Consider the following 23,437-nt stretch of genomic DNA (forward strand, 5'->3'; position numbering starts at 1 on the left):
GTTATGAATGAATTTTTACAATGGGTAAAAAATATCAGGGAATCCATTGGTGAAACCCTTCTGGTATCTATGGGAGCAGCCATAGGATCAGTGATTAGCTGGATTTACACAAAAGTAAGGTACCGAAGAGAACGTCAGTTTGCGACAGCAAGTAGTAAGACCAAATGCGAAGTATTCTATCAAATCGGTCGGTTGGAAAGCAGTGATCCCAACCCGCAAGCAGAAAATATTATTAATACCTTACTCCAGGGAATAGGTATTATGATCCCTTGGCGCTGGAGTCAATATGTGTTGTACTACGCAAGAGAAAAAGGGGTCGCTGAAAATAACATCGAATTAAACGCTTTTTTAAAAAGCCCACAACAGATGAACATCGACCAGGATGAATTCAGTTGGAATGAGTCAGAATACTGGAGCTGTATAGTAAGAGTTTGGGTAGTTATGCTAATTTTTAGTGCGGTACTGCTTTCTATTTCATTGAAGGCTCTTAATCTGGCAACCAAAAGTAATGATGCCCAATATACCCCATTGCTTTTCATAGCATTTATTAGTTTCGTTTGTTGGTTTATTTTATTTCTCGGTTCTGTTATGCAAGATAGCCGATTGAGAAATGCTAAACGTTTCAATGCTCAATTTTCTCCATGGCTTGAACAAAAACTATGTCAGAAACAGTCAACCATGTAGATAGCAAAGCCCGCACTGCACTGTGAATTTCAGCACCAGGATAATTATCCCTGACAGACTCTTTGCTGAGAAATAAATTTTCACTATCTTTCGGAGTACCTATAGAAATGATATTTCAGATGGGGTAATTTCGGCAATCCGCGATTTTATGTTATAAATTCGGTTAACTGGCTTGTCTTTTCGGGAACAGAGGAATGAAACTCAGCAGTAAAGCCATGATCATGGTGAACGGAAAAAGTGCCTCCGTTGAGCCGCTACGTCAGGCAGTTTATCGTCTGCGGAGTGAAGGACATCAGATTGAAGTCCGTGTCACCTGGGAGCATGGCGATATTAGCCGTTTTCTGGACGAAGCCTCTGCGATTCATGCCGATACCGTGATTGCTGCCGGGGGTGACGGTACTATCAACGAACTGACCACTGCATTGGCCAGACTCCCCCTCCATACCCGCCCGACGCTGGGAATATTGCCACTGGGCACCGCCAATGACTTTGCCCGTTCCGCTACCATCCCGGAGTCTCTGGAAGCCGCTCTGCGGCTGGCTTTACAGGGTGAAGTAACGGCGGTTGATCTGGTGAGAGTGAACGGCCAGCGTTATTTTATCAACATGGCGACCGGCGGATTTGGCACCCGCATCACTACCGAAACTCCCGATAAGCTGAAAGCTGCCCTGGGGGGGATGTCTTATGTCGTCCATGGCTTATTACGAATGGATACGCTGCAACCTGACCGGTGCGAAATCATCAGCGATGATTTTAGCTGGCAGGGCGACGCTCTGGTTATTGGTATTGGAAACGCCCGTCAGGCAGGCGGTGGCCAGCAGTTGTGTCCGACGGCCCTGATTGATGACGGGATACTCGATATCAGCATTGTCACTGCCGAACAGTGGCTACCCTCGCTGTTGCATAATCTGGCGGGTACTCCCGGCAATCCGGGCGTGATTGCCGGCCGGTGTCGTCAACTGGAGATCAGGGCCCGCCATAATATGACCTTCAACCTGGACGGAGAGCCGTTGCAGGGTAACCATTTTCGGTTCGAGCTGTTGCCTAAAGCAGTGAACTGCCGGCTGCCGGAGTACTGTCCACTACTCAGCGCTAACACCGCGCAGTTTACTGAGTGATTACCACCAGCGATAAAAATGATGTACCGGCCCGTTACCCTGCCCGGCCTGCAAGCTATCGGCCGCCGCAATGGCCCCGGAAAGCCACTGTTTAGCGGCTGACACGGTGGCTGCCCAGTCCGGGTAGCGTGGTCGTAGAGCGGCCAGTGCCGCCGACAGGGTGCAGCCAGTACCATGGGTATTACGGGTATCAATGCGTGTCGTGGTAAAACGTTGTTGAACTCCCTGACTGACCAGCCAGTCAGGGCTTTCGTCACTCCGCAGGTGCCCGCCTTTAATCAATACCGCCTGACAGCCGGTGTTCAGCAACTGATTCGCCTGGTTCAACATTTCCTGTTCGCTGGTAGCTTCCCGGCATCCCAGCAGTGCTGCGGCTTCAGGCAGGTTCGGTGTGATCAACGACACTTCCGGCAACAGTGAATCCCTGAGCAGAGCCACCGCCTGCGGATCCAGCAACGGATCGCCACTTTTCGCCAGCATTACCGTATCGAGAACCTTCCACGGCACGGTCGTTTTCCGCAGTTCGTTCGCCAGCATCCGGATAATCTCTGCGTTAAGCAGCATACCGAGTTTAAGGGTATCAATCCTGACATCGTCCAGCACGGCCCGGAGTTGCTGGCGGACAAACTCTGCCGGCACCGGAAATACCGAACGAACACCACAGGTATTTTGCGCCACCAATGCGGTAATCACACTGGTGCCGTAGGCTTCCAGTGCTGAAAAAGTTTTCAGATCGGCCTGAATTCCGGCACCACCGCTGGGATCCGTTCCAGCGATAGTCAGTGCATTAATACGCAGCATCAGTCGCCTCCTGACACGTGTCGTGGCGTAATTGCCAGAGAGCATCAATCAGTTGAACGGCAAAACTCCCGGGTCCTGCAGACCGGTGGGCAGCCTGTTCACCGGCCAGCGACATCAGTTGACAGGCGGCAGCGACGTGATGAATCCTGTCGCCCGGTAGCGCACTGTAAGCCGCGACCAGTGCCGAGAGACCGCAACCCGTTCCGGTGACCGCAGTCATCATCGGTGATCCCCCCTGTACTTTGATAATCCGGTGACCATCCGTCACATAATCTGTCTTTCCGGAAACCACCACCAGGGTCCGATAGTCTGTCGCCAGCCGGAGAGCGGCATCCACGGCCCGTGATGAGTCCTCCAGGCTATCGACTCCCCGTCCCCCCACACCTTTCCCTGCCAGCGCCAGTATTTCAGAAGCATTACCCCGTATCACCGCCGGTGAGGCATCCAGTAAACGACGGCAAAAATCCGTGCGTAACGGCAACACGCCCACGGCAACAGGGTCCAGAGTCCAGGGGACCCCTGCCTCACTGGCCGCATTCACTGCTAACTGCATCGCTTCGCTGAGTTCCCGTGTTAGGGTGCCAACATTAATCAGCAGAGCTCCCGCATGGCGGGCCATCACAGGGACTTCTTCCGGATCAATCACCATCGCCGGAGACGCACCGGCTGCCAGTAAAATATTTGCGGTCTGGGCCTGTACTACCAGGTTTGTCATGCAATGCACCAGTGGTGGGGACGCTGAGAACTGCTGCCAGGATACAGCAGACTGACGGGCAGAAAAAACAGAAGTGACTTCAGACATTTCAACGCTCCTGACGGGCGTCAGGAAACGGATACCGGGGCTCTGGCATCTGACTTCCCTCCGCCGGCATTATCCGGTTCAGGTTCAACGGGTATTTCTCAGCCACATAGGGCACCCCGAGTCATTGGACTAAATTGTTCAGGTCATCACAGCTGACTAACCTTAGCTATGGATAGTAATGCTAACCCTAAGCTTTGTAAATCATCAACGCCCCGGGAGTTTTGCCGGGGATATCGTGGACTCCATGAACAAACAGCAAAGACAGAGTAGTTGCTGCATCATTCAGAGTGTCAAACAGAGGGGGAACCCACAGAAAAATCGATACAAATGTGACCAGGCAGACTGTACAGCACAGAAAAATCAACACGACAGCGGATTAGCTAAGCAATACGGTCAGGTAAGGTTAAAACTCAACGGAGCACAGGTTATCACGAATCATCACTCAGTAATTTTCGCTAACCTGTGCCCCGCTATGCACAGCTCACTTTATGTTTTAGAACTCGACACTTGCACTCAGAACAAAATTAAGTGGTTCACCTTCAGGCACCCGTAAATTGCCACCGCTGGACGTATAGTAATGCTTATTAAATAAATTATTCACGTTCAACTGTAGGTGGGTCTTTTTACCAATTAGCTGATTATCCCATCCAATAAATGCATCAGCCACAGTATACCCAGGGAGGGTGAAGCTGTTGTTCGGGTCTCCGGCCCGGGTACCCACATACTGAGCTCCCCCACCCATTCTGAAACTCCCCGGCAACCTGTTAAATTGTAAATTATGGCTTAAATAGACTCCTCCGGAATTACGCGGCGCATTTTGCAGGCGATTGCCGTTGTTGTCTGAATTCTTTGTATCATTAACAATTTTTGCCTGGTCATAACTATAATTCGCGCTTAAATCCCAGCCCGGATAGATTTCACCATTCAGTTCGAATTCAATACCACTGGAACGGGCTTTATCCACTGCATAAGTCTCGCCATTCAGTGACAAGGCAACATTGCGTTCATCGATACGATAGACGGCTACTGTCGCTAACAGTGAAGGATTGATTTGCCATTTACTGCCGACCTCATAGGTCGTTCCATGCTCCGGCGCTTCAACATTGCCGTAATCGTCCGGATTCGTTGACGGCGTAAAGGATTTACTCAAGCTGCCGTAGAACGAAACAGCAGGGGTCAGCTTGTAGATAAGCCCCGTCTGCGGCAGAAAGCGATTACCAGTGTCACTATAATCTAAGGTTGATGCACTACCGCTCGATTCACGCTGCTCATAATGCTGATAGCGTGCGCCAGCCACAACGGTCCAGCGAGAGGTAAGATCAACGTTATCTTTGACATACACTGAACGACTATGCAGACGATTGAGTAAATTACTTCCCGATTTCTTTTCAGTAGTACTGTCCGTAATGGTTTCTAATCCATACACCGGATTACTTAAGGTGAAATCGGTATTTACTTTACCATTGTAGGCATGAGCGCGATAAGTCTGATCCATCTCGTAATCCGTACCAAATACCAGATTGTGCGTCATACCCAGTATTTCCGGGGTACCTATCATATCCCAGGAAACATATTTTGTTTTGTGGTTAAAACCGCGAAATGCATCAGGACGTCGACTGACAACCCCGGTGGTGGTATTCACCGCAGTAGCCGTCATAGTATTACTATTGTACTGGCGCTGGTTCATTCCCAGAGTGACTCGGGTCGACCAGATATCGTTGAACTGATAATCCCAGTGAGTATTAAACGTCTGATTACGTCCCCAGGCGTGATTGGAATAATCATCAATCCGGGTTTTATAACCGATACTAATCGGTTTACCATTAATAAAAGCAGTACCACGATCGTAGGGAATATCGTATTCAAAGCTTTCATAACTAATATAGAAACTGGCTTTATCGCCATACCACTGTAATGACGGTGCTATCAGGTTATGTTTATCCGTACCGAAGTTACGCCAGTAACTCTGATCCTGTTTTTCGGCAATCAGGCGAAAAGCAAAACCGTCACCCAACGGACCGGTCACGTCGATACTGCCTGCCCCGCCACCGGTACTGTTATAATGTCCGCCAACAATGGTGTGCCAGTCATACTGTGGCTTTTTACTCACCACATTGATCAATCCCCCCGGATTTAAAATTCCGTATAACAGGGAAGAGGAGCCTTTTAAGACCTCAACATGATCAGTAGTGGCATCCAGATTAAGTCCCTGGCTGCTGCGAATACCATCACGAAAAATCGAACCGTCAGAATTGCTACCAAATCCACGACGTGTAATCCCGTCCTCAGTCTGCCCTAAAGTATTTGACTGCGACGTACCACTGACAAAACGCATAGCGTCAGCCACACTGCTGGCCTGATAATCTTCCAGCTGCTTATTGGTTACAACACTGATTGATTGCGCTTCGTCAAGCTTTGAGGTGGGCGTTTTACTGGCAACAGAAGATACCGGACTGGAATATCCGGTATCAGATTGTTGCTTTGCGGTATGTGCCGTCACCGTCAGGGTATTGCTGTCGTCAGCCGCATAGCCGTTAACGGAAGAAATTAAGATTCCACCAGAAACGACAAACCACATTTTATTTAGCGGGAATTTGTGGTGTCTGAAGTTTTTATTTTGATTCATTACTGCCTTTCTCAGATTCTTAACACGGGTTATGTTGCCGGGATAAATGCTATGAACTCCCGTGCTCAGGTTCAGATGGAATAGTGATACCCTAAGACAGGAATGAAAATTAAATTGTAACAATATGCAATTGCAAATGAGATTAATAATCATTTCAACACGAAAGGATGTAGTAGTAAATAAAAAATAATTGTTATTTACTACATTCATGTCATATATTCTTCATGATGCCTGTAGCGAATTAATTAATAAAAATACCATAAATTTCAATATTATAAATAATTACCCCTTTAAAGATCAGGTCATAAAAAGATGGAGGTGGCAATAATGCCTGGTTTTTATGATGTTTATTCACTACCAAATGTTGTAGTAAATCCATCCCGGAAAGCAGCCGGGGGTGACCTGTTGTCTCCCATAACCGCGTGGTATCTCCCTACAATCCCAGACAATATCAATGCTTTATCCACGGCCGCTTTTGGTCCGAAGCTATATATAAATAATCGACAGGTGGTTAATTAATAACTAAAAAGTATTATTCCGGATTGTTAACCGCACTGGTGAAGTCCGGATAAATGTGAAAGTCAGCGTTTAACGGTTTATGGCGAAGAGAACAATAGAAATGGACCCACATGGCTACATCCTGTAGCTCAATCAAAGTCAGCCACAAAACAATGATTAAATAAACCAGCGGGTTGAATGATCTAACATGATTAGCGCCCGTCAGGTAATCTCAGCCTGACGTATTACTTGTTTTCATTAGACGGTGATTGTTGACAGAACCAGGATGAGATATTGGTTAATCTATATTAAGAAGAGTGTATCCTCAGCCGTCATAGTGTAGATATTTTAACATTATGAACAGACATCCCGTCTGATTTTAGCGCTGCCGCCCCCGGGTTATCTCTGTTATTATAGGCCTATCTGTATTCAGGCTGACGGCAACATCAGCGTTGCTGCACTGCCATACCGGCTGGCCTGCCCCTGTTAATCGTCTGAGAGTAAACCCTGTGACCCAACCTTTTGCTTCCCTGTCGCTGCCTGCCGCGCAGCTCGAAAACCTTGCCGAACTTGGTTATACCGCCATGACACCAGTTCAGGCCGCAGCCCTGCCGGAAATTCTGCAAGGTCGTGATGTTCGTGCGCAGGCCAAAACTGGCAGCGGCAAGACTGCAGCGTTTGGTATCGGACTGTTGCTTAACATTGATGCTTTACAATTCACTCCTCAGGCGATGGTTCTGTGTCCGACCCGCGAGCTGGCGGATCAGGTGACGAAAGAACTGCGGCGTCTGGCACGCTATATTCCAAACCTGAAAATTCTGACCCTGTGCGGTGGTCAACCCATGGGTCAGCAACTGGCGTCACTGGCGCATGCCCCGCATATTGTCGTCGGCACTCCGGGGCGCATTCAGGAGCATCTGAGCAGAAAAAGCCTGGATGCCGGACGAATGAAAGTGCTGGTACTGGATGAAGCTGACCGGATGCTGGATATGGGATTCAGTGAAGCTATTGATGATGTTATCAGTTATCTGCCAGCGCAACGCCAGACCCTGCTGTTTTCTGCCACTTATCCGCAAGGAATAGAAAACATCAGTGCGCGGGTGCAACAACAACCGGTCAGTATTACTACCGGTGATGTCTCTGCGTTACCCGATATTGAACAACAGTTTTATGAAGCCACCCGCGGTGAAAAGTTGTCTTTGTTACAGGCACTGCTCAGCCATCATCAGCCTGCTTCCTGTGTGGTGTTCTGCAATACCAAACGCGACTGCCAGGAAGTGTGTGAAGCACTGACCGACTCCGGCATCAGCGTACTGGCACTTCATGGTGACCTGGAACAGCGCGACCGGGATCAGGTACTGGTCCGGTTTGCTAACCAGAGCTGCCGGGTTCTGGTTGCCACCGATGTCGCCGCGCGTGGTCTGGATATTAAAGAATTGGCAATGGTGGTTAACTACGAGTTGTCTTTCGATCCGGAAGTTCATGTTCACCGAATTGGTCGTACCGCTCGTGCCGGTCAGAAAGGACTGGCGGTGAGTTTGGTGGCACCGGCTGAAATCCAGCGGGCCAACACGCTGGAGGATTACCTTAGCCTGAAACCTCAGTGGATGCAGGCCGGCAGCTTACCGGCCTCTTCACCTACCCCGCTGGAAGCTTCCATGGTCACGTTGTGTATTGATGGCGGACGGAAAGCGAAAATCCGGCCGGGTGATATTCTGGGTGCGCTGATCGGAGAGGCAGGATTGAACGCCGAAAATATCGGAAAAATCGATCTGTTTCCGATGCATGCCTATGTCGCACTCCATAAAGCTGCTGTGACCAAAACCTTTCGCCAGTTGCAACAGGTGAAGGTCAAAGGGAAAAACTGCAAAATCAGAGTGCTCAGGTAACTCGTGTAGGGAGGCCTTACTGAACAGGGCCTCCCGGAATGACTGTTTTTGTCTTCCCGTTTACCTGCCGACAGCAGCGACCCTCTTTAAATGAAGTAATACACGATACCATGCCCTGTGGCTTATCAGCGTTCCTGTCGTGTCTGTGGTTCCGCTTTCATTGTGCTTCAGCCTTCAACCGAAGTAATTGTTGTCTGTCACTGAGTTGTGCCGCACTGGCCAGTGCCTGAAAGTCAGGCCAGTGGTAGTAGCATTTCGAAACGGGTAACTGCTGCATCGACTGACCGGTAAACAGACGTAGTTCACCCAAGGCGGCCAACGATTCCCCCGCATAGGTCACTGGCAAGGTCAGTGCCAGACTGGCTTCCGGCTGACCGGGAACCGGGGTCGGAATTCGATCATTGCCGGTCAGATAGTTACGTTTCAGCACTAAGAATTTTTCAGGGACTGCTCTGCGGCTGTTCCACCATTCGCCATCCAGCATATCAAAATGAAAACGAGTCCCCTGCGGGGATTCAGCTTCGAGCCGCTGCAAAGCTTCCGGCAGCAGCGTGCTCATTGCAGTGTTAAAACCACGCTTACTGTAACCATGCCCTGTCAGCAGGAGGGTCGCAGCCAGACGAACCCCGACCAGATTAGAATAGAGATCTTCCGGGGAGAATGCGGAAATACCCTCGGAAAATCCGGGAACCGATTCAAACCCATACCATTGTGCAATTTCGTGCCAGGCTGCAATCTCAAAGGCTATTCTCGCCGATATCCAGACCGCCAGAGTATAGGCGGTAGCAGGATCGTCTGGTGGATGAAAAGCACTGAACACTATCTCCCGCTTTGCCAGCTCGTCTTCACCCGGTGAGATAGTGAAGGCTTTTCCCAGTCCCGGGTAGAGCTGGCTGAATATCCAGAACGTCATATCTGCGCTGTCACGGATATGCGCAGTATCGATAAACCCGCCAAGCCTGGTATAGATAATGCCGTTGTGCTCCGGGTCAAGTCCCGTCAGTGCCAACACAGCCCCCCAGTGGCTGTCATTATAACTGTGCTGGCCGGTATTTCCGGCATCAATCACATTATTAATCCGGTACCCGGGCACAGGGATACCCGCCAACCGGGTTTTCAGATCATAACCAAATGCGCAGCATGGGCGCAGCCCCTCCGGAGGAGATAACGGCTTCACTACCGGCCAGGCTTCGCTGGCTTGTTGTTGCGGCTGATAAGAAAAATCGATACTGACAGGCACTACTGCTTCCGCCAACGGAACACAAAGTAACAGCGCCAGTAATAAGACACCCATCCCTGTTTTCAAAACGCTTCTCCTGCCTGAAAGTAAAATGCGCTGCTGCCTTTGCCGATGCCATAGTCCAGTCTGATATTCATCCCGGGTTTAAATTCAAAGCGATATCCAGCGCCAACCGTGGGTAACCAGCGTTCAGCTAACGATGCCGAAAAATGCGGTGCCATTGTTCCACTGCCAATCCAACCGACAACGCCGTTCCTCCAGCTCAGCGCATGACGGTATTCCAGTTGCGTGGTAATCACATTCCTGTCCCGGTAACGTCCCGGGTAGTAACCTCTGAAATGATTACTGTCCCCCAGCAACGGCTGCATATTCCAGGGCACCTGCCCGCCGGTAAATGCACCGTTGATTTCAAAAGCAATCACCCGTTTATCATCCAGGGCATGATAAGCACTGAAATGGGCCGTCCAGGCATCAAATCCGGTATCACTGCCAGTCTGACGCCGGTAACGAATATACTGCAGGCTGGCATCGATTCCCCGATGCGGATTAGGCACAAAGTCACGACTGTCATAGCTCAGGCTGAGCAGTGGGCCGCTACTGAATACTCCCTGCCCGTCAGCCTGCTGTTCAGGCCCCGGCTTGTGTTTATCCCGGATGCCACCGGCTTGCATATTATTCAGTGACCAGCCAGCACCCAGATACGTGTCCGGAGCAATCTGACGTAAAACCTGAGGTATCACACTGATTTCCTGAGAAATATACCTTACCCGGTTTCGGTTCTGACGACCGGCTGTAAACCCCTTCCCCCAGTACCATGTTGGGGTATGGCTTAAGGTTGCTTCGGTAAATAACCGCCAGCGATCATTGTCGTAGAAGCTGTAGTTGTTCAGATGCAGTCCGGCAGCCCCGGTGCTACTGGCATAACCACTGACCGTGACCGATGAGTTCTGACTGATATGATCATTAGCATCTGGACGGTACAATCCGGCCACCACCATCCCCAGCCCTACCCCCAGCTCCGGGGTGTAAAAAGGGCCGGGCATAATCCCCCAGTCTATGCCGTGGCCTGAGTCGAACGTCCGGCTTGCTCCCAACGGAGTCAGCCAATGGTCAATTTGTTGACGTGAGGGCAAAACCTGCGCAGAAGTCAACGATGACCACAGTGCCCCCCCCAGTACCAATATTTTCGCTAACCGGCAATACATCAGAAACGATATTCCCCTGAGACAAAGAAACTGTTTCTCTCAGCAAATCCTATTTCGGTGGCTATATTAAAATGGCGGGTAATACTGTACTGGGCACCTATCAGGACATTCCATGGCGATTGCAGGCGCTGTTTCACATCAAAACGTCCGTTTCCGTTACGGTTCGCCATCGCCATCAACTGTTTCAACGAAGCCGGCATCGTCAAATCATTCAGATTCCCCTTAAACTCCTGCTGAACATTCTGGTACATCGTTCCCACCCAGACGTTCAGTTTTCCCGGGGTCAGACCTATCCGGCGTATCCCCGGAGTGTCGAAGCGATAACCTATCCTCGGCGAAACAGTCAACGCATTGATGCTGCCGTCAAGAATATCAAAGTGAGTCTGGGTATAGTTGAAATCGACCAGTCCATACCAGTTACCGACGCCTCCAGCCAGTACAGTCCCTATTCCATAGGTATTTCCCTTAAATTTCAGTTCGAAATTGAGATTATCGAACTGACCCGCGTTGTGCATGCTGTGGACCACATTAGAAATCAGCTGGTCCAGAATATTGCCTTTAAAATCGGCGGGATCAGAATCTACTCCGATTGATGAAACCGAATGGCCGCGGGTCTTACCCAGGATTCCATAGATATTCCAGAATGGCAGTACCCAGGCATCCAGCCTCAGCGTGCGGGTTTTACTGTACTGCCGTGTTTTGCTGGCATCAATTTTGAACATCCCTGGGGGTAAGGCGATATTCCCCAGACCGAGTCCGGTGAAGTTGATCGAACTGACATCAATATTCTGTCTGATATTCATATAGTTGATACCAATCCCGAAGGGCTCCGGGAGTTCATATCCCATCTGCACAGCTTTGTCCCCGAGTAGCGGGAACCAGCGGTCATAATGCTTTACCGGGGTTGTGTTCAGCGGTGCCGGATTGGCACTGACAGGGACTTTCGGGGAAGCCGTCGTCTCCGGGAGTTGATACAGTGATGAAATATCCTGAGGTGCGGCACCGTAAGCGTTACAAAGCATGCCCTGCAGGGCGAACAGACTGAGAGCCTGATATCTGATTTTCATTGTTTTGAGTTCTGCCATTGCCGGAAATAAGGGAAATTTACCCTTACAAAAGGAATGGGATTATGCGGGACAGTTGCGGGCAATTATCAGCATAACGTGCTAACAATCAATAAATATAAGACCATTAAACTAAAGTTGAATAATATTTAATAATTATATTCTGATATATAAATACTTATTTATGACTTAATACCCGCTATGTCAGAGTCTTTGTCTGTGTATAGCGTCCGGATGGAAGCTGGCGATTTGCCAGTGAGTGATTACAGGGAAAGTAAGATCATCAAAAATGATGTATGAAGACAATGGCGGATAAAAACATCTGACAAAAAGCCACAGGTGATGTTTAGGACAATCACCTGTGGGTGGCAACGGATTATTCGTCAGCCGGTGTGGTTCTGATCAGGTAATCAAAAGCACTCAGTGAAGCTTTAGCTCCTTCACCGCTGGCGACGATAATTTGCTTATAGGGTACGGTGGTGCAGTCACCGGCAGCAAAAATTCCTTTCTGATTAGTTTCGCATTTACTGTCAACTTCGATTTCACCAAAGCGATTCAGGGTGATGCTTTCACTCAGCCATTGGGTATTAGGCAACAAACCAATCTGTACGAAGATCCCTGATACCGACAGATTATGTTGTTCACTGGTCTGACGGTCCTGATAACGCAGACCCGTCACTTGCCTGCCATCACCAGTGACTTCCTGTGTCTGAGCATTAACGATGACATCAACATTTTTCAGGCTGTGCAGTTTATCCTGCAATACTTTATCGGCTTTTAATTCGCCGGCAAATTCCAGCAATGTGACATGTTCGGTAATACCGGCCAAATCGATCGCTGCTTCAGCTCCGGAGTTACCGCCACCAATCACAGCAACCCGTTTGCCTTTAAACAGCGGGCCATCACAATGTGGACAGTAAGTCACCCCCCGGGTCCGGTACTGCTCTTCTCCCGGCACGTTCATATTACGCCAGCGGGCACCCGTCGCGAGGATAACCGACCTGGCTTTCAGGGTAGCACCGGAGGCGGTAGCCACAGAATGCAACCCGCCATTAACCTGAGCCGGCAGCAGCTGGCTTGCGGTCTGAGCTTCGATAACATCTATCTGATAATCTGACACATGCTGTCGTAATGCTCCGGCCAGTTTGCTTCCTTCGGTTTTTGGTACCGAAATATAGTTTTCGATATCTACTGTATCCAGCACCTGACCACCAAAACGCTCGCCCATTAACCCGGTCCGGATACCCTTACGTGCCGCATAGATGGCAGCCGCAACACCGGCAGGACCGCTGCCGACAATCAGAACATCATAGGGCTCACGCTGGTTGAGCGACTCAGCGGCTTTTTGACCAGCACTGGTATCCACTTTAGTAATAATTTCACTCAGCGTCAGGCGGCCCTGAGCAAAGCTCTTACCATTCAGGAAAACCGCCGGAACACCCATGATCTCGCGTTGTTCAATTTCGTTCTGGAATACGCCACCATCGATAGCCGTATGAGTGATCTGAGGATTCAGAATCGCCATCAGGTTGAGCGCCTGTACCACGTCAGGACAGTTGTGGCAGGATAATGAGTAATAAGTTTCAAAGTTCAGTTCACCGTCCAGTGCGGCAACCTGAGATAACAGTTCCTGACTCTCTTTCGACGGATGACCGCCGGTCTGAAGCAATGCCAACACCAGGGACGTAAACTCGTGCCCCAGTGGCGATCCGGCGAAACGCGGACCATGGTTCTGGCCTGGCTGAGAAATCATAAATGAGGGTTTACGCACTGCCAGGCTGTTATCCAGCGTCAGAGTTAACTTGTCGGACAGTCCGGTAATTTCATTCAGCAGTTCCCGTACTTCTCCGGAAGCTTTACTGTCATCCAGAGTTGCGATTAACTCCACCGGACGGGTCAGTTTTTCAAGATAAATACTGAGTTGGTTTTTTAATGTGGTATCAAGCATAGCGATCTCCTGGCAGAAAAACGGGTGCCGTAGCACCCGAATAAAACAGAATATTGGCTGGCAGGAAGGTTAGATTTTACCCACCAGGTCCAGTGAAGGAGACAGCGTCGCTTCACCTTCTTTCCATTTTGCAGGGCAAACTTCACCAGGGTGAGTCGCCACGTACTGAGCCGCTTTCACTTTACGCAGCAGGTCAGAAGCATCACGGCCGATACCTTCAGCAGTAATTTCGATCGCCTGGATGACGCCTTCCGGGTCAACGATAAAGGTTCCACGGTCAGCCAGCCCCTGGTCTTCACGCATGATTTCGAAATTACGGGTCAGTGCACCCGTCGGGTCGCCAATCATCGCATAACGGATTTTAGCGATGGTTTCTGAGCTGCCGTGCCATGCTTTGTGGGTGAAATGGGTGTCGGTAGAAACAGAGTAAATATCTACTCCCAGTTTCTGGAATTCGTCGTAATGGTCAGCAACATCACCTAATTCAGTCGGGCAGACAAAAGTAAAATCAGCAGGATAGAAGAAGAAAACGCTCCATTTGCCTTCGGTGTCTTTCTCTGTCAGTTCGACAAACTGGCCATCTTTAAACGCATTGTTTTTAAACGGTTTGATTTTAGTATTGATAATAGACATTCGTAGCCCTCCGTAAAAGTTGAATTCTAAAGTACCCTGACAGCGCTGAGACCACCAATATTCTGTCGTTATCAATTTAATAACTAAAATCTATTAAACGGTGGTTGAGTCATATGCTGAACTGTTTCACTTAATCTGTTCTACGGTATAGAGTTTGCCTATGGAAAAGTCCCCGATCCTAATCATTCGGCCCTACTGTGAAGCCGATCGCCCGTTTCTCAGGACCCTGTATCTGTCCAGTCGCCGGTGTAACTGGCACTGGCTGAGCGGCGATGACTGGCAGTTGGAAGATTTTGACCCGTTGATTCTCGGTGAGCAGGTATTCGTTGCCATGGTAGATCAGCAGCGTGCCGGTTTCGCGGCCTGGTCGCCGGTAGATAATTTTCTGCACAGTTTATTTGTCAGTCCGGATTACCATCGAGTCGGTGTAGGTTCGGCACTATTGCAACAGGTTCAGCAACAGTTTACGGCAACCGGCAGTCTGAAATGCATGGCCAAAAATCATGCTGCCCACCAGTTTTACCTGCAACATGGCTGGGAGGACATTGCCTGCGGAGAAGCGGAAGAAGGTCCCTATATTCTGATGCACTATCCGCGTCATCACCGCGTTGACAGTGATAACGCAGACAGCACGATTACAGAGCGCGGAAACTGATATCCGCGGGTATCACTTTACCCTGCCAGTAGAGTTTCGACGCCACCGTCGCAGCCATCCGGCGATAAAGTTGAGTAAATTCACTGTCCGGTTGCCGGATGACTGTGGGTTCTCCGGCATCCAGGTCTTCACGTAATGAAATATGCAGCGGGATCTGTCCCAACAATTCGATACCGTAATCTTCAGCCAGTTTTTCAGCACCTCCAGTACCAAAAATTGGCTCATGAAAACCGCACTGGCTACAGATATGAACGCTCATATTTTCCACCACACCCAGTACCGGGACATCGACTTTATTAAACATCACGATGCCTTTGCGGGCATCGAGCAGTGCCACATCCTGGGGGGTGGTCACCACCATCGCCGCCGTTACCGGTATATTTTGCGCCAGCGTCAGCTGGATATCTCCTGTGCCGGGAGGCATATCAATAATCAGATAATCGAGTTCCGGCCACAGGGTTTCGTTAAGTAATTGCAGCAATGCTTTACTGGCCATCGGCCCGCGCCAGACCATCGCATTATCCTCGGTGACCAGATAACCTATCGAGTTGGTGGCCAGCCCGTGAGCCATAACAGGAGCCATATGTTTGCCGTCAGGTGAGGAAGGCCGTCTCTCTTCCGTCCCAATCATTAACGGTATTGATGGCCCATAAATATCGGCATCCAGTAGCCCCACACGGGCTCCTTCAGCCATCAGTGCCAGTGCCAGATTGATGGCTGTCGAGGACTTTCCTACCCCTCCTTTGCCTGAGCTGACGGCAATAATATTTTTTACGCCGTGCCCCGAAGGAAGATTTTTCACCCGTTTCAGGGTGGCGATTTCGTGGGTCAGTCGCCACTCGACGCGAGAGGCTCCTGACAGTTGTTGCAGTTCGGCGTTCACCGCCTGCTGTAATGCCTCAAAACCAGACTGCCAGGCAAACGGCATCACCAGTTCGATATGTAATACGTTGTCCAGCAGCGCCACATGATGCAGAGCATTCAGCCGGACCAAATCCTGTTGCAGAGTCGGATGTACAAAGCGTTGTACGACGGCGCTCACCTGCTGATACAGAGCTTCCGGTGAATATTGCTGGCGGGAATCTGGCATCATCCCTTCTCCTTCTGACAGATTACGTGGTAACCACTATGCACAATAAACCGCTGTTCAACCCTAGTGTAACAGATCGCTCCTGTGCCCGGCGATCCTGCCATTATCCCCCCAGCGCTTGTTTACGTTAACGGTGCCTTCGGTTACCATTCAGAACTCATTTCCAAACCAACAGAAAGCTACGCAAACTATGAATCAGCTCGCTAAAAAAATAATGGTAACGTGCGCTCTGCCGTACGCCAATGGATCAATCCATCTCGGGCATATGCTGGAACACATCCAGGCAGATATCTGGGTACGTTACCAGCGAATGCGTGGCAATACCCTGTGGTTTATTTGTGCTGATGACGCTCACGGTACACCTATCATGCTGAAAGCACAGCAACTCGGGATTACCCCGGAGCAAATGATTGGTGAGATGAGCCGGGAACATCAGGCAGATTTCGCCGGATTTAATATCAGTTATGACAATTATCACTCCACTCACAGTGAAGAAAACCGCGTACTGTCTGAACAAATTTATGGTCGTCTGAAACAAAACGGTTTTATTAAAAACCGCACCATTTCGCAGCTCTATGACCCGGAAAAAGGGATGTTTTTGCCGGACCGTTTTGTCAAAGGAACCTGTCCGAAGTGTAAAACACCAGACCAGTATGGCGATAACTGCGAAGTCTGCGGGGCAACGTACAGTCCGACTGAACTGATTGAACCTAAGTCAGTGATTTCCGGCGCCACTCCGGTAATGCGAGATTCGGAGCACTTCTTCTTCGATCTGCCATCATTCTCCGCCATGCTGCAAACCTGGACCCGCTCCGGGGCATTGCAGGAACAGGTCGCGAATAAGATGCAGGAGTGGTTCGACTCCGGTCTGCAACAATGGGATATTTCGCGTGATGCGCCGTATTTCGGTTTCGAGATTCCGGATGCTCCGGGCAAGTATTTCTATGTCTGGCTGGATGCGCCAATCGGTTATATGGGATCGTTTAAGAATCTGTGTGACAAACGGGGTGATATCGATTTCGAAGAGTACTGGAAAAAAGACTCGACGACTGAGCTTTATCACTTTATCGGAAAAGATATCGTCTATTTCCATAGCCTGTTCTGGCCGGCAATGCTGGAAGGCAGTCAGTACCGTAAACCTGATAACCTGTTTGTTCATGGTTACGTCACGGTAAACGGTGCCAAAATGTCGAAATCCCGCGGGACATTTATTAAAGCCAGTACCTGGTTACAACACCTGGACGCCGACAGCCTGCGTTATTACTATGCCGCCAAGCTCTCTTCACGTATTGATGATATTGACCTGAATCTGGAAGATTTCGTACAGCGGGTTAATGCAGATATTGTCAATAAAGTCGTTAACCTGGCGTCGCGTAATGCCGGATTTATTACTAAACGTTTTAACGGAAAACTGTCTGATCATCTGGCCGACCCGGCGCTGTACCAGACCTTTGTTGATGCCAGTGAAAAAATTGGCGATGCCTGGGAAAGCCGTGAGTACAGCCGCGCTATCCGAGAAATTATGTCCCTGGCAGACCTGGCAAACCGCTATGTGGATGAGCAGGCTCCGTGGGTCGTCGCCAAACAGGAAGGCCGTGAGGCTGATCTGCAGGCTATCTGCTCAATGGGTATTCACCTGTTCCGTATTCTGATGACCTGGCTCAAACCGGTGCTGCCGGAACTGGCTCAGCGGACTGAAGCCTTCCTGAACAGTGAACTGACCTGGGACAGCGTGTCACAACCACTGACAGGTCATACCGTTGCGCCATTTAAAGCGCTCTACCAGCGTATCGAAATGGCGAAGGTGACAGCCCTGGTGGATGCATCGAAAGAAGATGCCGCACAGACACCTGCCCCGGTCGCCGCTAAGGCGGATAAAAAATCTTCAGCCGCCCCCGGAAAAGCGGCTAACAAGGCTGAAGAGCAGACTGAAGGCGTGATAGGCATTGATGATTTTGCCAAAGTGGATATGCGTGTCGCTTTGATTGAACAGGCAGAGCTGGTCGAAGGGTCTGATAAACTGTTGCGTCTGATGCTGGATGTCGGGGGTGAGAAGCGGCAGATTTTCTCTGGAATTCGTGCCGCCTATCCTGACCCGTCAGTTCTGGTGGGACGACTGACCATTATCGTGGCCAACCTCGCACCGCGGAAAATGCGCTTTGGTGTTTCCGAAGGGATGGTACTGTCAGCCGGTAATGGCGGCAAAGATCTGTTTATCCTCTCAGCTGACAGCGGCGCTCAACCGGGAATGCCGGTACGCTAACCCAACAAGCCTCATCTGTTGATGTAAAGCCGGTCTCCGCCGGCTTTTTTTCTTTAAGATTTTTATTGTTGCCGCAGACAAGGTTGAGCAGCAGGTAACTTTGCGACAGGTCCCGCATAGTTGTAATCAAAACTGACGGTTACATTGTACATTTGACAGAGATCACATATAAAAACCTACCCAACTTAGGTTCATTGAATGAGGCATGGTATGCACCCACGATACAGATCCGCTTTTGCGAACCTTGATGCCATCTTACAGCAGGAATTATTGCCGCTCATCGACAGCTCACAATTTAAGGCTATCCTTGATCCGCAAACTATCTCACGGCTCATGGCACGCAGCGGCTTAGACGAAAATGCGCTGGCTCTTGCGCTGTTGCCTCTGGCCGCCAGTTGTGCGCTGACGCCATTATCTGAATTCAATGTCGGGGCTATCGCACGCGGCATTAGCGGTCACTGGTACTTCGGGGCCAATATGGAGTTTAGCGGCGCTCCTTTACAACAAACCATTCATGCAGAACAGTGTGCAGTGACTCATGCCTGGCTCTCCGGAGAAAAGCAACTGGTCGCTATTACGGTCAACTACACCCCCTGCGGGCATTGCCGGCAATTTATGAACGAACTAAACAGCGGAGGATTGCTGCAGGTATGTCTGCCCGGCCGGCCGCCGCGGACTCTGGCAGAATATCTGCCGGAAGCCTTCGGTCCTGCTGATTTGCAAATTAGTCAGGTGTTGATGGATGAAGATACACAATCTTTTGTCGGCCATCAGGATCCCCTGATCAATGCCGCCATTCAGGCAGCTGCTGCCAGCTATGCCCCCTATTCCGGCGCTTACAGTGGCGTTGCTCTGTTAAGTGATAAAGGTACCGTTTACGCCGGACGCTACGCCGAAAATGCCGCCTATAACCCGTCGTTACCGCCGCTACAATCTGCACTAATTTTAATGAATTTACAGGGCGGAGATTGTCATGCGATTCGTCAGGCCGTACTGGCTGAGACCGCCGGAGCCAAACTGAGTCAGCACAAAGCTACCCGTGCAACACTCGAGGATCTGGGTTGCCACCAGCTGCAGGTGATCGCTCTGCAGACAGCGCCCTGAATATTGTTGGTCAAATTTGCGTCATCATTAACAATTTATTGATCTTTTCTACTTATCATTCGGCGGTTAACGCTATATTTTTGTCTGACACTGACATCTTCGGTGACACTGTGCGGTCACCGGAGTCTATTCTGAGGAGCATGCACGACATGGAACTCGACTACGAAAGCAAACGCCCGTTATACATCCCTTACGCGGGTCCTATTCTTCTCGAATTTCCGTTACTTAACAAAGGCAGTGCCTTTACACGGGATGAGCGTAACGAATTTAATCTTAATGGTCTCCTGCCGGAAACCGTTGAAACCATTGAGGAACAGGCTGAGCGTGCCTGGCACCAGTTTCAGGAGTTCAAGAATAACAACGATAAGCACGTTTATCTGCGAAATATTCAGGACACGAATGAAACCCTGTTTTACCGCCTGCTGGATGACCACCTTGAAGAAGTCATGCCTATCATTTATACCCCGACGGTAGGCACCGCTTGCGAACACTTTTCCGAGATCTACCGCCGCGCCCGTGGGGTATTTATTTCTTATCCCAACCGTGAGCATATCGAAGATATGCTGCAAAATGCGACCAAACAGAACGTCAAAGTCATTGTTGTTACCGATGGTGAAAGGATCCTTGGACTGGGTGACCTGGGGATCGGCGGAATGGGGATCCCTATCGGCAAATTATCTCTGTATACCGCCTGTGGGGGTATCAGCCCGGCATACACGCTGCCTGTCGCGCTGGATGTCGGAACCAATAACCAGCAGTTGCTAAACGATCCGTTGTATATGGGCTGGCGCAACCCGAGGATTGGAGGCGAGGAATATGCAGAATTTATTCATGAATTTATCTCTGCGGTAAAACGTCGCTGGCCCAATGTTCTGCTGCAGTTTGAAGATTTTGCTCAGAAAAACGCCATGCCATTGCTGGAGCAATACCGTGATGAACTGTGCTGTTTCAACGATGATATTCAGGGCACCGCAGCAGTCGCTGTGGGAACGCTGATCGCCGCCAGTCGTGCTGCCGGTGGCAAGATTTCTGACCAGACTGTAGTTTTCCTGGGGGCAGGTTCTGCCGGGTGTGGGATTGCCGAGCAGATCATTATTGAAATGAAGGCCGAAGGTCTGAGCGATGCTGAAGCCCGTCGCCGGGTGATGATGGTCGACCGTTATGGTTTACTGACCGATAAGCTACCTAATCTGTTACCTTTCCAGACCCGTCTGATCCAGGCCTCTGAGGATGTGGCTGGCTGGCAGGTAGAAAATGACGCAATTTCGCTACTGGACGTGGTCCGCAATGCGAAGCCGACGGTATTAGTCGGGGTTTCTGGTCAGCCGGGACTGTTCACAGAAGAAATTATCCGTGAAATGCACAGCCACTGCCCTCGCCCTATCATTATGCCGTTGTCTAACCCGACATCCCGTGTTGAAGCAGTCCCGGCAGACCTGATCGCCTGGACGGAAGGTGCTGCACTGGTCGCTACCGGAAGCCCGTTCGCGCCGGTCAGCTGGAAAGATAAAACCTACCCGATTGCCCAGTGTAATAATGCCTATATCTTCCCGGGTATCGGACTGGGTGTTATCGCCTCAAAAGCCAGCCGGATCACCGACTCCATGCTGATGAGCGCCAGCCGTGCACTGGCAGATTGTTCTCCACTGGCTACCAAAGGTGAAGGCCCGGTCTTACCGGAACTGAAAGATATTCAGCAGGTATCTCGCTACATTGCCATTGAGGTAGCTAAAGCCGCCCAGGCGGCAGGCGTTGCTATAGAAACCTCTGAAGAAGTCCTGACTCAGGCAGTAGAAGATAATTTCTGGAAACCTCAGTACCGCCATTACCGCCGTACATCTATCTGATGTCCGTGACCCGGTAATAGCGCGTGTCTTTCGCCGGGTCACACATCAGTCTTGCCTGTCGCAAGTGGCTCAAGTACCCTTGGGTCACTTTCAACTATCAACCAGTGAGTCATAAGGCCGCATGCTGAAACGCATCTTAACCATTATCTGTTGCCTGATCCTGCTGGCAGGGATCACTGCATTGGGTCTTGATCGATGGATCAGCTGGAAAACTGCGCCTTATATTTACGAAAACATCAGTGATTTACCCCATCGTGAAGTGGGGGTGGTACTCGGCACCTCCAAGTATTACCGCGGAGGTGAGCCGAATCAGTATTATCTGTATCGTATTCAGGGCGCACTGAATGCCTATAATAGCGGAAAGGTGAATTACCTGCTATTAAGCGGAGATAATGCGCTGCAAAGTTATAATGAACCCCGCACCATGCGCAAAGATTTGATTAAGGAAGGTGTCGACCCGGCCGATATCGTGCTGGACTATGCCGGCTTTCGTACGCTGGATTCAATCATCCGCACCCGCAAGGTATTTGATACTAACGATTTTATTATTATCACCCAGCGTTTTCACTGTGAACGCGCGTTGTTTATAGCGATGCACCAGGGAATTCAGGCCCAGTGCTACGCCGTTCCGTCGCCAAAAAATATGCTGGGCATTCGGATACGCGAAGTCGGAGCACGGCTGGCTGCTCTGGCTGACCTGTACATTTTCCGCAGTGAACCGCGTTTCCTGGGTCCACTGGTGCCTATTCCTGCCGTGCCTGAAATCCCGGAAAATGGCCCGGGTTATCCGGCAATCACCCCTCAGCAACTGGATGAGTTAAGCCGCAAATCAGCCTCTGAGACGGTGAATGATAAAGACCACCCACCTGCAGAGACAGAAAAAGCAGCGGCGGACGATACCCCTCAGATACCGTCCGCCGCGGATAAGCAGGATCCGGCCGAAACTCCGGCCATTTCTGCTACTTCTTCCGGGAATACTTCAGAGAATCCAGTGCCACCGCAAAAATAATGATCGCGCCTTTAATAATGTACTGCCAGTAGGGATTGACCCCGATGTAAGTCAGCCCATAGTTGATCACCGTAAAGATAATTACCCCGGTCACCACCCCGGCGACAGTTCCCACCCCTCCGGCGAAGGAGACTCCGCCGACGACACAAGCTGCAATCGCATCCAGTTCATACATAAAACCCAGATTGTTGGTCGCACTACCAATACGCCCTGCTTCCAGCATACCGCCGAAGGCATAAAATACCCCGGATAAAGCATAAATCAGTATCAGGTTTAACGGCACATTGACCCCAGAGACTCTCGCCGCTTCAGGATTTCCACCGATGGCGAATATGTTCTTTCCGAAACGGGTTTTATTCCACAGGATCCATACCAGGACAATCGCCACTACCGCATAGAAAGTGATATAGGAAAGTTTGAAATCGCCAAATCGCATAAAGCCCTGAGCAAACTGTGAAAAATTATGCTCAAATCCGGCGACAGGTGATGCCCCCACATAATCGTAATAGAGAGAGTTAACTCCGTAGACGATAATCATGGTTCCCAGCGTAGTGATAAAGGGGGTGACTTTGAGGTAGGCGATGATAATTCCGTTAACTAACCCTATGACTGCGCCAATAGCACAGACGATCAGGATAACCAAAGGAATGGGTAATGCCGCCATATGGGGAAAGACTTTATTGGCATTGTCCATTGCCTGAAGCAGCGTGGCAGCCACCACCGCCGCCAGCCCTACCTGACGCCCGGCAGATAAGTCAGTTCCCTGAGTGACTATCAGTCCCGCGACCCCCAACGCAATAATAATCCTGACAGAAGACTGAGTCAGAATGTTACTGAGGTTCATCAGGCTCAAAAACGTCGGGTCCTGGAAAATGATAATGCCCAACAACAGCAGCAGAACAATATAGATTCCCCCTTCTTTTACCCATGTCAGCAGATTTTTTTTAGTGGTTGCTTTCAT

The 23,437-nt window shown here is 50.1% G+C and carries 18 protein-coding genes and 1 riboswitch; of the genes, 8 read left to right on the plus strand and 10 right to left on the minus strand.

Annotated elements, in window-relative coordinates; all coding sequences use genetic code 11:
- Positions 1–3: 3 nt before the first annotated feature.
- Together HA49_RS07255 and yegS are read left to right on the plus strand one after the other, a co-directional pair.
- A complete protein-coding gene (locus HA49_RS07255; RefSeq protein ID WP_038021562.1) occupies positions 4–684 on the plus strand; it encodes a hypothetical protein in 681 nt (226 codons plus the stop codon).
- A gap of 194 nt (positions 685–878) precedes the next feature.
- A complete protein-coding gene (yegS, locus tag HA49_RS07260) occupies positions 879–1,802 on the plus strand; it encodes a lipid kinase YegS (RefSeq protein ID WP_038021564.1) in 924 nt (307 codons plus the stop codon).
- Here the strand turns inward: yegS and thiD are convergent, their stop codons facing one another.
- The 3 genes from thiD to HA49_RS07275 form a co-directional block, all read right to left on the minus strand.
- On the minus strand, positions 1,803–2,603 hold the full coding sequence (gene thiD / locus HA49_RS07265) for a bifunctional hydroxymethylpyrimidine kinase/phosphomethylpyrimidine kinase (protein ID WP_038021566.1): 801 nt from the start codon (positions 2,601–2,603) through the stop codon (positions 1,803–1,805).
- Positions 2,590–3,405: a hydroxyethylthiazole kinase gene (gene thiM, locus HA49_RS07270; RefSeq protein WP_046791710.1), complete on the minus strand. Its 816-nt coding sequence runs from the start codon at positions 3,403–3,405 to the stop codon at positions 2,590–2,592. Before thiM ends, thiD begins: the two co-directional genes overlap by 14 nt.
- Positions 3,406–3,443: 38 nt before the next feature.
- A riboswitch (TPP riboswitch) is annotated at positions 3,444–3,534 on the minus strand.
- Positions 3,535–3,898: 364 nt separating this feature from the next.
- Positions 3,899–6,031: a TonB-dependent siderophore receptor gene (locus tag HA49_RS07275; protein ID WP_038021568.1), complete on the minus strand. Its 2,133-nt coding sequence runs from the start codon at positions 6,029–6,031 to the stop codon at positions 3,899–3,901.
- 1,007 nt (positions 6,032–7,038) lie between these two features.
- Between HA49_RS07275 and dbpA the strand changes: the two genes are divergently transcribed.
- The gene (gene dbpA, locus HA49_RS07280) at positions 7,039–8,418 is read left to right on the plus strand and encodes an ATP-dependent RNA helicase DbpA (RefSeq protein WP_038022649.1); all 1,380 of its coding nucleotides are present in this window, start codon (positions 7,039–7,041) and stop codon (positions 8,416–8,418) included.
- 157 nt (positions 8,419–8,575) lie between these two features.
- Here the strand turns inward: dbpA and HA49_RS07285 are convergent, their stop codons facing one another.
- The 5 genes from HA49_RS07285 to ahpC all read right to left on the minus strand — a co-directional run bounded on the left by HA49_RS07285 (position 8,576) and on the right by ahpC (position 14,508).
- A complete protein-coding gene (locus HA49_RS07285) occupies positions 8,576–9,724 on the minus strand; it encodes a DUF4056 domain-containing protein (protein WP_052752456.1) in 1,149 nt (382 codons plus the stop codon).
- Positions 9,721–10,863, minus strand: a complete 1,143-nt coding sequence (locus HA49_RS07290; protein WP_038021571.1) for a BamA/TamA family outer membrane protein — start codon at positions 10,861–10,863, stop codon at positions 9,721–9,723. Before HA49_RS07290 ends, HA49_RS07285 begins: the two co-directional genes overlap by 4 nt.
- Positions 10,863–11,930 (minus strand): hypothetical protein, encoded by a 1,068-nt coding sequence (locus HA49_RS07295; RefSeq protein ID WP_038022653.1) that lies wholly within the window; start codon positions 11,928–11,930, stop codon positions 10,863–10,865. The genes HA49_RS07290 and HA49_RS07295 overlap by 1 nt, the downstream gene beginning before the upstream one ends.
- A gap of 373 nt (positions 11,931–12,303) precedes the next feature.
- Positions 12,304–13,875 (minus strand): alkyl hydroperoxide reductase subunit F, encoded by a 1,572-nt coding sequence (ahpF, locus tag HA49_RS07300; protein ID WP_038021573.1) that lies wholly within the window; start codon positions 13,873–13,875, stop codon positions 12,304–12,306.
- Between the two features lie 69 nt (positions 13,876–13,944).
- A complete protein-coding gene (gene ahpC, locus HA49_RS07305; protein ID WP_038021575.1) occupies positions 13,945–14,508 on the minus strand; it encodes an alkyl hydroperoxide reductase subunit C in 564 nt (187 codons plus the stop codon).
- A 160-nt stretch (positions 14,509–14,668) separates the two neighbouring features.
- Between ahpC and HA49_RS07310 the strand changes: the two genes are divergently transcribed.
- Positions 14,669–15,163, plus strand: a complete 495-nt coding sequence (locus HA49_RS07310; protein ID WP_046791712.1) for a GNAT family N-acetyltransferase — start codon at positions 14,669–14,671, stop codon at positions 15,161–15,163.
- Here HA49_RS07310 and apbC read toward each other — a convergent pair.
- Positions 15,144–16,256, minus strand: a complete 1,113-nt coding sequence (gene apbC, locus HA49_RS07315; RefSeq protein WP_038021577.1) for an iron-sulfur cluster carrier protein ApbC — start codon at positions 16,254–16,256, stop codon at positions 15,144–15,146. The genes HA49_RS07310 and apbC overlap by 20 nt on opposite strands.
- 187 nt (positions 16,257–16,443) lie before the next feature.
- Here apbC and metG point away from each other — a divergent pair, with 187 nt between their 5' ends.
- From metG to sanA, 4 genes are all read left to right on the plus strand, one after another.
- A complete protein-coding gene (metG, locus tag HA49_RS07320) occupies positions 16,444–18,516 on the plus strand; it encodes a methionine--tRNA ligase (RefSeq protein ID WP_038021580.1) in 2,073 nt (690 codons plus the stop codon).
- A 210-nt stretch (positions 18,517–18,726) separates the two neighbouring features.
- Complete coding sequence (gene cdd / locus HA49_RS07325; protein WP_038021582.1) at positions 18,727–19,620, plus strand: cytidine deaminase; 894 nt, start codon at positions 18,727–18,729, stop codon at positions 19,618–19,620.
- 149 nt (positions 19,621–19,769) lie between these two features.
- Positions 19,770–21,467 carry an NAD-dependent malic enzyme gene (locus HA49_RS07330; protein ID WP_038021585.1) on the plus strand — a complete coding sequence of 566 codons (1,698 nt, stop codon included), beginning with the start codon at positions 19,770–19,772 and terminating at the stop codon, positions 21,465–21,467.
- Positions 21,468–21,588: 121 nt separating this feature from the next.
- A complete protein-coding gene (sanA, locus tag HA49_RS07335) occupies positions 21,589–22,476 on the plus strand; it encodes an outer membrane permeability protein SanA (protein WP_046791713.1) in 888 nt (295 codons plus the stop codon).
- Here the strand turns inward: sanA and mglC are convergent.
- Entirely contained in the window at positions 22,427–23,437 is a 1,011-nt protein-coding gene (mglC, locus tag HA49_RS07340; RefSeq protein WP_038021587.1) for a galactose/methyl galactoside ABC transporter permease MglC, read from the minus strand. The two genes, sanA and mglC, sit on opposite strands and share 50 nt — an antisense overlap.

This window comes from Tatumella morbirosei, assembly GCF_000757425.2.
Lineage (GTDB): Bacteria > Pseudomonadota > Gammaproteobacteria > Enterobacterales > Enterobacteriaceae > Tatumella > Tatumella morbirosei.

Coding starts and splice junctions, on each gene's coding strand:
- HA49_RS07255 (WP_038021562.1), top strand. CDS start 4: ATGAATGAATTTTTACAATGGGTAAAAAATATCAGGGAATCCATTGGT.
- yegS (WP_038021564.1), top strand. CDS start 879: ATGAAACTCAGCAGTAAAGCCATGATCATGGTGAACGGAAAAAGTGCC.
- thiD (WP_038021566.1), bottom strand. CDS start 2,603: ATGCTGCGTATTAATGCACTGACTATCGCTGGAACGGATCCCAGCGGT.
- thiM (WP_046791710.1), bottom strand. CDS start 3,405: ATGTCTGAAGTCACTTCTGTTTTTTCTGCCCGTCAGTCTGCTGTATCC.
- HA49_RS07275 (WP_038021568.1), bottom strand. CDS start 6,031: ATGAATCAAAATAAAAACTTCAGACACCACAAATTCCCGCTAAATAAA.
- HA49_RS07290 (WP_038021571.1), bottom strand. CDS start 10,863: ATGTATTGCCGGTTAGCGAAAATATTGGTACTGGGGGGGGCACTGTGG.
- HA49_RS07295 (WP_038022653.1), bottom strand. CDS start 11,930: ATGAAAATCAGATATCAGGCTCTCAGTCTGTTCGCCCTGCAGGGCATG.
- ahpF (WP_038021573.1), bottom strand. CDS start 13,875: ATGCTTGATACCACATTAAAAAACCAACTCAGTATTTATCTTGAAAAA.
- ahpC (WP_038021575.1), bottom strand. CDS start 14,508: ATGTCTATTATCAATACTAAAATCAAACCGTTTAAAAACAATGCGTTT.
- HA49_RS07310 (WP_046791712.1), top strand. CDS start 14,669: ATGGAAAAGTCCCCGATCCTAATCATTCGGCCCTACTGTGAAGCCGAT.
- apbC (WP_038021577.1), bottom strand. CDS start 16,256: ATGATGCCAGATTCCCGCCAGCAATATTCACCGGAAGCTCTGTATCAG.
- metG (WP_038021580.1), top strand. CDS start 16,444: ATGAATCAGCTCGCTAAAAAAATAATGGTAACGTGCGCTCTGCCGTAC.
- cdd (WP_038021582.1), top strand. CDS start 18,727: ATGCACCCACGATACAGATCCGCTTTTGCGAACCTTGATGCCATCTTA.
- HA49_RS07330 (WP_038021585.1), top strand. CDS start 19,770: ATGGAACTCGACTACGAAAGCAAACGCCCGTTATACATCCCTTACGCG.
- sanA (WP_046791713.1), top strand. CDS start 21,589: ATGCTGAAACGCATCTTAACCATTATCTGTTGCCTGATCCTGCTGGCA.
- mglC (WP_038021587.1), bottom strand. CDS start 23,437: ATGAAAGCAACCACTAAAAAAAATCTGCTGACATGGGTAAAAGAAGGG.